The sequence below is a fragment of the Halorubrum sp. BV1 genome, from assembly GCF_000746205.1.
Taxonomy (GTDB): domain Archaea; phylum Halobacteriota; class Halobacteria; order Halobacteriales; family Haloferacaceae; genus Halorubrum.
In genome coordinates, this window is the sequence record NZ_JQKV01000011.1 from 1 (window position 1) to 10,712 (window position 10,712).

At 58.5% G+C, this 10,712-nt stretch carries 12 protein-coding genes; 9 read left to right on the plus strand and 3 right to left on the minus strand.

Annotated features, from left to right (window positions below):
- Nucleotides 1-593 precede the first annotated feature (593 nt).
- The 7 genes from EP28_RS11200 to EP28_RS11230 all read left to right on the plus strand — a co-directional run bounded on the left by EP28_RS11200 (nt 594) and on the right by EP28_RS11230 (nt 7,632).
- The gene (locus EP28_RS11200) at nt 594-2,639 is read left to right on the plus strand and encodes a hypothetical protein (RefSeq protein WP_049983589.1); all 2,046 of its coding nucleotides are present in this window, start codon (nt 594-596) and stop codon (nt 2,637-2,639) included.
- 101 nt (nt 2,640-2,740) lie between these two features.
- Complete coding sequence (locus EP28_RS11205; RefSeq protein ID WP_080506091.1) at nt 2,741-3,088, plus strand: hypothetical protein; 348 nt, start codon at nt 2,741-2,743, stop codon at nt 3,086-3,088.
- A complete protein-coding gene (locus EP28_RS11210) occupies nt 3,088-3,492 on the plus strand; it encodes a DUF8023 family protein (RefSeq protein WP_049983590.1) in 405 nt (134 codons plus the stop codon). Before EP28_RS11205 ends, EP28_RS11210 begins: the two co-directional genes overlap by 1 nt.
- A 148-nt stretch (nt 3,493-3,640) precedes the next feature.
- The gene (locus EP28_RS14225) at nt 3,641-5,308 is read left to right on the plus strand and encodes an Env/VP5 family phage fusion protein (protein ID WP_049983591.1); all 1,668 of its coding nucleotides are present in this window, start codon (nt 3,641-3,643) and stop codon (nt 5,306-5,308) included.
- A gap of 5 nt (nt 5,309-5,313) precedes the next feature.
- A complete protein-coding gene (locus tag EP28_RS11220; protein WP_049983592.1) occupies nt 5,314-5,847 on the plus strand; it encodes a DUF8063 family protein in 534 nt (177 codons plus the stop codon).
- Nucleotides 5,844-6,680, plus strand: coding sequence for a DUF8125 domain-containing protein (locus EP28_RS11225; protein WP_230455283.1), 837 nt, complete (start codon nt 5,844-5,846; stop codon nt 6,678-6,680). Before EP28_RS11220 ends, EP28_RS11225 begins: the two co-directional genes overlap by 4 nt.
- A complete protein-coding gene (locus EP28_RS11230; RefSeq protein WP_049983593.1) occupies nt 6,673-7,632 on the plus strand; it encodes a hypothetical protein in 960 nt (319 codons plus the stop codon). The genes EP28_RS11225 and EP28_RS11230 overlap by 8 nt, the downstream gene beginning before the upstream one ends.
- 172 nt (nt 7,633-7,804) lie before the next feature.
- On the opposite strand, the gene EP28_RS14230 is transcribed toward EP28_RS11230, so the two are convergent.
- The 3 genes from EP28_RS14230 to EP28_RS14235 all read right to left on the minus strand — a co-directional run bounded on the left by EP28_RS14230 (nt 7,805) and on the right by EP28_RS14235 (nt 9,384).
- Nucleotides 7,805-8,575 (minus strand): hypothetical protein, encoded by a 771-nt coding sequence (locus tag EP28_RS14230; RefSeq protein WP_155118445.1) that lies wholly within the window; start codon nt 8,573-8,575, stop codon nt 7,805-7,807.
- A 35-nt stretch (nt 8,576-8,610) separates the two neighbouring features.
- Nucleotides 8,611-8,835 (minus strand): hypothetical protein, encoded by a 225-nt coding sequence (locus EP28_RS11235; RefSeq protein WP_049983594.1) that lies wholly within the window; start codon nt 8,833-8,835, stop codon nt 8,611-8,613.
- Between the two features lie 213 nt (nt 8,836-9,048).
- Complete coding sequence (locus EP28_RS14235) at nt 9,049-9,384, minus strand: hypothetical protein (RefSeq protein WP_155118465.1); 336 nt, start codon at nt 9,382-9,384, stop codon at nt 9,049-9,051.
- 59 nt (nt 9,385-9,443) lie between these two features.
- On the opposite strand from EP28_RS14235, the gene EP28_RS14240 reads away from it, so the two are divergent.
- A complete protein-coding gene (locus EP28_RS14240) occupies nt 9,444-9,611 on the plus strand; it encodes a hypothetical protein (protein WP_155118464.1) in 168 nt (55 codons plus the stop codon).
- The gene (locus EP28_RS11245) at nt 9,608-10,660 is read left to right on the plus strand and encodes a tyrosine-type recombinase/integrase (RefSeq protein ID WP_230455332.1); all 1,053 of its coding nucleotides are present in this window, start codon (nt 9,608-9,610) and stop codon (nt 10,658-10,660) included. Before EP28_RS14240 ends, EP28_RS11245 begins: the two co-directional genes overlap by 4 nt.
- Nucleotides 10,661-10,712: the final 52 nt, after the last annotated feature.

Sequence of the window (10,712 nt, forward strand, 5' to 3'; positions counted from 1 at the left end):
CCCACTGTGCCCGCTCCGAAACCCTCGGTTCTTGGGTCGTTCGTCAAATCCCGGAGAACGAGGTCGATAGGTCCTCTACTGCCAGATTCTCAAAACGGTTTAGCGACCGCTATTCGGATTCCGTTCATCAGCTTAACGCCCCCCTTCGCGGTCGCCCGGTTTTCATTGTTCTCGGGGGTGATCGGCGGTGAGCCTCGGCTCGCGAGCCAATTCCGACTGTCACCTCACCGCCAACGGTCCGGGTGAGTTCTGGTGTCCGGTCTGCGGCCAACGCTGCACGCGGAACTCGTCGAGTCAGATCGAGTACGGCCACGCGCTCGACTGTCCTGAGAGACCAGCTGAACTCTCGAACCCAAGCAAAAAGTGAACCGGTCAGCTGCGCGCCGGTCCACCTCCCAACGGTTCCGGCTCGATCTCGTCCGCCTCGACACCGCGCTCCAGGTCAAACTCTCCAAGCGGTCGGTGACCTTGTGGTCCGTGAGGTCCGCCGTACGCGGACCGAACGGCACCGACCGCGCACAGGCGACCGAAGGTCGCCAAACGAGCGGCGGTGCTGTCGCGGCTGCGGTCGCGCGCACATCTGGAGGTGAGCGATGAGCGCGCCGGACGAAGCGGGTGCGGATGCGGCTTGGCTTTCCAACGGGACTTACCCCGCGTCGAACGATACAGGCCCTAGCTCTCCGGAACTCTCTCACCGACCGGTCGATCTCCCGACTGTCGATGAACGAGTCCGCGGAATCATCGATCGATACGAAGATCGTGTCTTCGAACCGGTCTCAACAGTCCACGGTCGCAAGCTACGAGAAGAAGTTCTCAAAGAACCGGAGACTGTTCTCCGAACGGTCGAAATCGGTGAGACAGAAGAGAAAATCGTCGAGGAAACCGTTGCCCGTGGCTCCTTGCCGCTGATCGTTGCTATTCAAGAAATGCTGGAATGGTACGAGGGATACAGAGACAAATTCCTCCGGATGGCGCGCGGTTCCAAGGTCCGGAAAGACTACGAGTCGTTCCTCGTCGACATGGACAACAGCCTCACACCGGAATACCAATCCACGCAGTACGCTCGTCTAAAGGCACTCGAACGCCAATTTATGGGTGGAAATTACCCATGTGGACGGACCTGTGAAGCTGAGTTCGCCGAACCCGTGACCGTGCTTTTCGGTCTTACCGCGTCTTCGCTCGACCGCGATGGGTCGTTTCGACCAATCGCTGACCACGACCGGGAAATCCGCGACGCGTGGTCCGGCTCGTCGAACTCGGTGAAGCGAACCCTGCGATACGTGCTCGAAGACACACTCGGTCTATCACCCGGTGAATACGCGTGGTGGTGGCAGTCAGAACCACACCCTGGTCCGCAAAAACCCGCGACAGGATATTCTCACTCACATCCGGTCGTCATCTTTGACGCAGCTGCGATCGCTACCAGTACCAGCGTCGCAACCGACCCAGAAACCTATCGCCCGATCGTGGCGAAACACGTCTCGGAATGCGACGGCGCGGGATGGGCCGCGCACGACCTCGATGAATCAGTTACCGTCCGTAGAGACGACGAAATACAGGATTTCGCCAGTTACGTGTCCGAATATCTCGCCGTGGCTCCCGATCAGGACTTGCTCGAACGCTCCGACGAATACCTCATCTGGGCGGCCTCGCAGTGGGCGACGACGACGCAGAAATACAGTCGTTCGCGATGGGCGACCGCGGCGTGCAAAGCAGACGCCTGCCAGCAGCAGTATTTCGATGAAGAGACGGAGCAGTCGGTTCAACACGCTGATTCTATCGTTCCATCCTCGAAGCCCGGACTGGAATACGAATGTGCAGAGTGTGGCTCGCCGCACGGAATCGACCAAACTGAGAAATCGCTCGCTCGAACTCGGTTGTCGCAGTCGTCGCCTGACCAAGACTCTGAAACCGAGGAGGAACCCGAACGGACACTCGCAGAGCGGTGGCCTTCTGCTCGATCGGCCGGATCGCTCGGGTCTGAAACGCGGGCGCGCAGATGTGATCATCTCGAACCGGACACCTGCCCGCTGTGTGCGACCGAAACTGAAGCGCCGAATCACACGATATCGGGAGAGGTTCCGATACCAGAATCTGCCGAAGCCCCTCCCGCCGAGCGGCAGCGAGACGGGTTCGAACGCCCGCCCGAGTGGGAACCAGACGCTGTTGTGCAACTCTCCACCGAGGAGGAAACTGAAATCGGCTCTCCCGGCGGGACCGCTTACGGAAAGATCGTCGTCGAGGGCGTCGGCTCCATCATGGATACGACTGACCTCCCGTACCTTCCACAGCCAGATCTCCTCGAAGGTCCGAAGCCTTGGGAAAGTACCACATTATTCGATGAATCTGACGTTCGTGCCGGGCGCGTCCCGCCGCCGGAGCTGGTCGCTCGCGAATGGTCCGAAACGGTCCGCGCTAATGGCCGGGTGACTCCAAAACAGTGGTCTGACAGTTGGTACACCGAGCGGTTCGAGAGACAGTCATCGCCCGAACCGGAACTCGGCGAACGCGAACGGATTGCGATTAAAGAACTCGTGAAATCGACTGGCGAAACCTCGCCGATCTCCATCGCCGGGCAGCTCATGCTTCCGCCGTCCGCGCTCGACGAAATCCGCTTGACCGTCAAAAGTACCATATAAAAAGAATAGATGATCGCTTTGCTTGCTACTGTTTCTGAGTTTTACTTTCACTTCGCACAGGTCTCCCATTTATCTACAAATCTCGCACACTAACAATTGTAATGGCGAGCGAAATGCCAAGTGCGCCGGACGGATTCGTTGACGCCGCCGCGCCTACGTCGGATGGATCGGAAGCAATCGAACTCTCGTCCGGTGAAACGTTGTTCGGGCCTGTGCTCGACATCACCGAGGGAGAGGGGGACTACGGCCCGTGGTTCCGTCTCACCATCAAGGACAAAGACCGGGGCGTTGAGGACTACTTCGCCAAAGACGAGGTGAAGACTGCCCTGAAACAGGGCAACCTCGAACGAGGCGATACAGTCTGGATCGCTCGCGGAACCGAGGAGGAGGAGCTGGACGACGGCGGGAGCTACCTCCCGACGTTCTGCAAGATTCAGGGTGATTCCTGATGGCGTCGTCGTACTCGAACTCGATGGGCGACATGGTGTCGGACTACACCAACATTCGCACGATTCCCGCGCTTCTGTCGGTCGCGTTCATCGCCTCCGGCCTCTACCAGTTCGGCGGCATCACCGACATCACGCTCGTGTGGCTCTCGAACTACACGCTCACGGCACAACACGCCACCTTCGTCTCACTCGGTGCGTACGCTGTCGCGTTCGCGTCGTCTGAGACGAAGGATTTCCAATACTACGAGCAGTGGGAGCAGGTCGCGATCTTCGCTGGCCCGCTCCTGATCCTCGGGTACCAGTACGTGCCGCAGATCGCCGACCTCGTGAACACAACCTCGAACGTCGGCCCGATCGTCGCGTTCCTCGTGACGGTCGGCGCATGGGGCGTCGCTGTTCGGTAACCACCCCGCTGTACTCACCATTATGAGTTCCAAAAATGACAACACAACCGCTAGCGGTAACGCCTCTCCGGGCGCTCCTCCTCGGGACGCTCTGGACTCTGACAGTGATGCTGTTCGGTCTGGCTCTCGTCTTGGTCGCCGGACCTTCGTGAAGGGCCTCGGGGCCTCCGCGGTCGCCGCGGCTGGCCTCTCGTACGAACACGGCCCCGTCGGAAACACCCAAGCCGTCGCCCCGCTCGTCGCTGGCGCACTCGCTGCTGGCGCGCTCGGTCTCGGCTGGTCGCTCCGCGACTACGAAATCATCGGTGCTGATGCTCCGGCTGAGGGGCTGACTGCTGATGCGCTTAGACAGCAAATCTACCAGACAGCCAAGACTCGCAAGTCGACGAACGCGAGCACGTTCATCGACAACCAGAACATCCTCGACGGTGTCGAACACACTGCCTACACCGATGCGAAGGTCGCCGCCATCGAGGAGCTAAACGCTGGCTCGGCTGAGTCTGCTGTGCTCGATGCTGCAACTTCTGCCATCGACACCTACGAGACAACAGTCAAAAAGAACCTCCTCAAGTCGTGGAATGAATCGCATCGGGAGTTCGAGGGCATGGTCGCTGCGGTCGCAAGTCACCCTGACCTGAGCCTTCAGACCGAAGATGCTGGCCCATTCTCTCGTGTCGAGCCGGGGGGAACCACGCCTTACGGCGGCTGGACTTTCTCAAATCCTCCGACTGCTGGCACGATTTCTCACACCCTACCCGATGGGTCTACAATCGACGTGCTCGACCGAGATGGTGGTGCTAACCCCTTAGAAGCAGATACTTCCACGTACTCTGTGATTCGGATCAATCCACAGTCCGGGATTCACGACGGACTAAACTACTTCGATCAGGCTGCGTGGCATAGCCTTTTCTCCTCTATCGATACGACGTTCCAAAACGTTCGTAACGGTATCTCGACGTGGGTGACTACTATTTACGGCGACGTTCAGTCCGGCTCGATCGAAGTCTCCGAACTCGTGACGCCTCGCGAACGCGCGTCGATGATGGCCAAAGAAGAGGGCACGAGTCAAGCCATTGCCGACCTCATCGCACTGAACCAGCCTGTCGACCTCAAACGCGAAGCGACCATCACTGTCGACAGCACTGGCGCGACCATGCGCGGATCGTTCGGACTCTCTGACGCCTCGGATGGTCCGCTCGAAGTCGGCGTGACCTACGATCCGTCGACGTTCACGGGTGATGTCTACTTCACCACGGACATGAGTCTCGTCGAGGGCGACTGGACAGCCATCAATACCGCCGTCGACGGCGGCACCATCACCATCACACAGGAACCCTACGAGGGCACTGCCATCGAGGTGGAAACCATCGCTGGCGAGACTGTCTCTGTCCCGGCTGCTGATTGGACGGACAACGGCGATGGTACATGGTCGTACGACGCCTCGGGCGACCTCGAAACCGCCATCACCGAAGTCGCGTCCGCACGGTTCCACGCAACCAGCACTGAGACGCAGTACGAGACGCTGAAACTCGACGGGACGTTCACCGTCGACGACATGGTGAACACCCAAACCGGGGAACCAGCAACCGCGACGACGTTCACCTCGTCGGAACCACAGACTGACAGCAACTACATCACGCAGGAAGAGTGGGACCAGCTCGAACAGCAGAATCAAGAGCTGATCGAACAGTTCGAGAACTCACAATCGAACGGAGGCGGCCTCGACCTCTCCGGCCTCGATATGTTCGGTCTCCCGGGCGAGATCGTCGCCGTCGTCGTGGCCGGAGCCGCCGCACTGTTCGCCTCCTCGAACTAACTCCAATGAACTCCCGTTTTATCCTGATCGCAGTCGTCGCAGTGGCAACCCTCTCCGGCGGCGTCGCCGCCCAAGACGCCACGAACGCGACTGTCCAAACCCCGAACGGTACCGCACAAGCTGACGCCTGTACCCAGCAAATCACTGAGCACATCGACCTCTGCTCGGCCGAGTATGACGGCTCCGCCGCCGTGCTCGTGCTCGACGGCGACCGACGCGAACGCATCACGGTCACCGAGGCCGTCGCCCTGACTGAGCCGCGCGAACTCAACAGGCAGTCGTACGTCGTCGACGGGCGCACGACGATCCGCTTCAGCGTCCAACCCTCGAACGGCGCGGCGGGCGTCACTATCGACGACGGAACCACACTGTACGGTGTCCCGCTGCAAGCCTCCTCGCCGATCGTCGCCGGTCCCTTCACCGCCTCGGACGCACAAGCCGCCGGTCTCGGCGGTGGTCTCGGTGTCGGTCTGGTCACTCTGTACGTCGTCGCGAAGGTCGTCTACGGACGAGATGAGAAATCGGAGCGCATAGCATGACTCAACACCCACAAACCAAACCCGAGACACCCAAGCATCGGCGTTTCATCGAGGCGGCCAAAACCCGCACCCCTGAGATAATCGCTGGTACGTCCCTGCTCGCTGCTGGCGCGATGGTCGTCGGGTTCGACCTCGAAGTCCCGCGCTTCTGGTACATCGCTGGGGTCGCCGCCGTCGCCGTCTCGCCGATCGGCTTCATGGTCGGCCAGAAGGTCACGTCGTGGCTTTACAATCCGTCGTGGATCTACCTGATGGACCTCGACGCTAGCGTCCTCGACGGCGCGATCTACCGACTCCCACCCGACGAGTTCCGCGAAATGGATATCCTCGACGGCGAGGAGTTCAAAAATCCCAGCTACGACATCACCCAGCTGTCCCCAAACCTCTACGTCGGCAAACAGGTTGACCTCGAAGACATGACCGTCGTGGGGACGTGGCGCGGCACACTCGACGATCGTGAGCTGACCCGCGCGCTTCGTGCCGTCCACGAGTGTCGCGGCCAGCTTCAGGACGACGCCCAGCGCGGATTCATCCTCGAAGCCTCCGCGTTCACCGTGGTCCGTCGGGCCACTCGCAACACGGTCGAAAGCGTGATCGACCTGTTTGAGGACGGGTCGCTTCCTGACTCGGGCGACGGTATCGGTCGCGCCATCGACCAGGAACTCGAAGCGTTCGGCCTCGACGACGCGACCGGCGACGATCTCTCCGACCTCGTCGACGATGAAGACCTCGCCGACCTTGACCACAAGTCGGGGTTCGACTTCGGCGACACCGAGCCGCCGACCGACCGCAACGGTCACAGCGAGAAAGTGGAGGTCTCCGCCGATGACTGACGTTGACGAAGGAATGCTCACGGCGGCGAAACTCGCCGAGCAGCTGGCGGGCAACATGGACACCGAACGCGACCTCGCCTCGGGTGCCGGTGCGCTCGACCCTGACGACGTGTCGGCGTCGGTGTTCCTCGACGAGATTCGCGCCGGGCGCGACCGGCCGTCTGAACTCCTGTCGCTCGTCGACCGGACCCAGCAGTCCCGGCAGGCCTCCGAAGCGATTCGCTCGGGGAACTCGATGCTGCTCTCGCATCTGGTCGGTATTACGGAACAGGACCTCGACGGCTCGGCGCTCCGGCTCCCGCTGCGGCTCGATGAGCTCATGACGAACAACGACGCGACCGCGTTCATCGGCGGTGCCGGGAACCCGAACACGGGGAAAACGAACCTGATGGCGTTGCTCGCTGAACTCCGCTCGGCGACCGTCGACGATCTCCTGATAATCTCGAACTCGCGGACGTGGCCGCTCACGGATATCGTCGTCACGAGCGCACACGACCTCGCGGTCACCTGTATCGAGCATCGCGACCGGCCGAAATTTGTCTTCATCGACGAGGGATCGACGCACTTCGACGCCCGAACGAACAGCTACGAGGTCGCGGCGCAGTTCTCGCCGCTCGCCAAGCGGATGGCGAAGGTCAACGTCGACGTCTTCGGCACCGTGTTCCACACGGGGAAGGACTGCCACCCGGAGCTGAAACGGCTGTTCACGACCGCGTTCTTCAAACACTCGAAGAAAGACGTCGACTTCTTCGATGACTGGCCCGCTGAGGCTGACAAACCGACGAACCAACTGTTCGGCGGGATGGTCGAAAACCTCGAACCGGCGGACGCTGAGCCTGATCCGAACGATGCGGCTCCGTGGGATTGGAACCTTCAATCGGACCTATTCGCGCTCGACCTCGACTGGCCCGATCTACTGGACGCTCTCCGCGATCGTGGTCCGGCCGAGTGACGTTGCTGCTGGTAGGCTGCGTTCGATACTCTGGTTAGGCTGGTCACCTGGTCCAGCTCACACTCACTCGGTCTGCCACCCGCCGACCCACCTCTCTCATGTGGTGGTTTCCATCCTGCGTTGCTGCCCGCGCGACCCCTCCTTGTGGGGGGTCGCGCGGAATCCTCACAGATTAGATAATGTCATCAAGATTTTCAATAAGGCTTTCAACGGTATATTTTCCAACAACTAGTGTTGAACATAAGTGGATGGTTTCTAATACAAAAAGCTCCCAGTCCGGTGTATTAGCTAAAACAGTATTTATCACGCTCATTGTAGTGAAAATCGGAATTATTGTTCCAATAGTCAACAAAAATAGAGAATTATATAGTACTGATTTGGATGGGTTTTTATTAACCATATCTGGCGTTAATATGTCGGAGCCATCAATTGCCATCACATTCATAAAGCCATCTATAAATAGATCTTCGGATATGTCATCAGGCAAATTGAGTTCATTTTGTTTGTCTGTCCCCAGATACAGAACTTGGGCAGCTTCTTCACTTGCTGTTTGTACCATATCGTGTGCAAATGCGTAATCACTCGTGTCTTTTGCTTTATTTAACTTAGCTTGTATCGAACAGATATATGTGAAAATGTGCTCGTATTCTGAATTGATTTCTGTTTGTGAAACTGTCAACTTTGCAGGCTGTTCAGGCCACCGGTCATCGTTAGAAAAATTTTGCACGATATTTATCACAAAATCGTCGTCAAAACTAGAACTATTTGTGAATTCTTGTTGTAATTCTCCGAGTTCTTCTGATAGCTCATCTATCTTTTCACTGAGCTTTTTATGTCGGACCTGCATCTGTGACTTCCTTACAACGTATATGGAGCCAGCAAATGCAAGTATAAATCCGACAATAGCTCCAACGACTTGTGCAACTGTAGTGAAATAGGTCATGATCAAGTTCTCACTCAATTATATATTGTATGTGTCTATTTCTCCCGTTCACTTTCTGCAAGCCACCAAGCTTTTGTCCCACCCAGTTTTTTTGATTCGACCTTTTCTTTCTCTTCAAGCTTAGTCAACCGCTTGAACATCCCCGGTTGACTATAGGAGAGTGCATCAGCAACTTCACCCGTAGAGAACACGAGATCCTCAGATTCTTTGAAAAAGTCGAGAATCTCCTTATCAGCCGCATCCTCCGGTCGTCCAGCCATACCGTCATCTACTATCACCACCCCTATAACTATCAGGAGTCCGAGATTAAGGGGCTATCAATAACTAATTATTGAGCAATAACTAAATACTATCCCGAATAGAATAGACTCAACGGAAGCTACGGGACGAGAACGACGACTCAGCCAAAAGCGAACCCCGAGATAGGCCCTCGGGTTCGCGTGGGCTTCCGTGACTGAGGCACGAAAGCCATGTCAGCACACACGGTCGGGGGTATTCAATCCCTCTACGACGGACGTGATAGCGCAGTAACCAGAGAACTCGCTCGGCTTCAGTTTCACTTTCACTGTCCGTACAAGGGTTCGGGCTTTTATATGGCCGACCGTCGGCGTGACGTGATGGCCCCAAAAGAACTCGTTCGCATCGAGAACGAGGTCGATCGTTGGCGCTACGTCTGCCCTCTCGGACATCGTACGTGGGAACCCACGAATCACCATTTCTGGTGTCAGCTCTGCGCTCGTCGAGATGATGTCGACGGCGCGTTCCACGAGCTTCGCGATAAGAAGACGGACGCGCTCCTCGTCCGCCACCAGGTGCAGCTCGTCACCCCGACTGGTCCCTACGACGACGATCTCGACGGTGGTGCACGGTGACGACTTCTGACCTCACCACCTGCCCGCTCTGTGACGCCCCGATCGATCCGGAGCCACCAGACGGGTTCACCCCGTACGCCCGACAGGTGGCTGGCTACCTCGATCACTTCACCGAGGAGCACCCGGACCACGAAATCCTCGACACCCCGGAGGGGTACCTGTGAGCGACGACCTCGAACCGATCTCTCCGGTCGACGCCATCGAGATGTTTCACAGTGCGATGGAGGACGAACACTCGGAGTCGACGCGGCGGAGTGAGTACCACCGGCTCCGTTCCTTCATCCAGTTTTGCGATGAGGAGGGGATCGAGAATCTGAACGAGGTGTCCGGTCGTGACCTCTACCAATACCGCACCTGGCGGAGAGAGGGGAAGGGCGACGGGCGCGATCCGATCAAACTCGTCACACTCAAGAGTCAGCTGGCAACGCTTCGCAGATTCCTCCGGTTCGCTGGCGACATCGATGCTGTCGACCCCGAGCTGTACGAACAGCTCAGCCTCCCGACGATGAAGAACGGGGAGGACGTGTCGGAGACCACGCTCAAACCCGAACGGGTTATCGAGATTCTGGACTACCTCGAAAACGCGCAACCCGCGTCTCGCGATCACATCGTCCTCCTCCTACTGTGGGAGACGGGTGCACGGAGCGGCGCGGTCCGTGGTCTCGACCTCGAAGATTGCGACCTCGACGGAACGCATCCTCGTTTCTCTGGTCCCGCCGTCCACTATGTTCACCGTCCGGAGACGGGAACTCCTCTCAAGAACCACGAGTCGGGGACTCGCTGGAATCGAATCAGTCAGAAAACCGCTCGGTACATCGAGGACTACGTCGAGTATCACCGCGACGATGTGACCGACGAGTACGACCGGAACCCGCTGATCACGACGCGGTACGGTCGACCGGCGGGCAACACGTTTCGGAAAACGCTCTATCGGGTGACTCGTCCCTGCTGGCGCGATGAGGGTTGTCCCCACGATCGGGATATCGACTCGTGTGAGGCGACGAACATCGACCACGCGAGCAAGTGCCCGTCGTCGCGATCTCCTCACGACGTGCGGAGTGGGCGGGTGACCTACTACCGGCGGGAGGACGTTCCGCGTCGCATCGTCGAGGATCGGCTGAACGCGAGCGAGGACATTCTGAGTCGGCACTACGATCGGCGGTCCGACCGAGAACAGGCAGAGCAACGCAGCGACTTCCTCCCAGACCTATGAATCCGGAACCCTACGCCGCGAATAACCGGGTCTCTAGACCCCACTGTGCCCG

Coding starts and splice junctions, on each gene's coding strand:
- EP28_RS11200 (WP_049983589.1), top strand. CDS start 594: ATGAGCGCGCCGGACGAAGCGGGTGCGGATGCGGCTTGGCTTTCCAAC.
- EP28_RS11205 (WP_080506091.1), top strand. CDS start 2,741: ATGGCGAGCGAAATGCCAAGTGCGCCGGACGGATTCGTTGACGCCGCC.
- EP28_RS11210 (WP_049983590.1), top strand. CDS start 3,088: ATGGCGTCGTCGTACTCGAACTCGATGGGCGACATGGTGTCGGACTAC.
- EP28_RS11220 (WP_049983592.1), top strand. CDS start 5,314: ATGAACTCCCGTTTTATCCTGATCGCAGTCGTCGCAGTGGCAACCCTC.
- EP28_RS11225 (WP_230455283.1), top strand. CDS start 5,844: ATGACTCAACACCCACAAACCAAACCCGAGACACCCAAGCATCGGCGT.
- EP28_RS11230 (WP_049983593.1), top strand. CDS start 6,673: ATGACTGACGTTGACGAAGGAATGCTCACGGCGGCGAAACTCGCCGAG.
- EP28_RS14230 (WP_155118445.1), bottom strand. CDS start 8,575: ATGACCTATTTCACTACAGTTGCACAAGTCGTTGGAGCTATTGTCGGA.
- EP28_RS11235 (WP_049983594.1), bottom strand. CDS start 8,835: ATGGCTGGACGACCGGAGGATGCGGCTGATAAGGAGATTCTCGACTTT.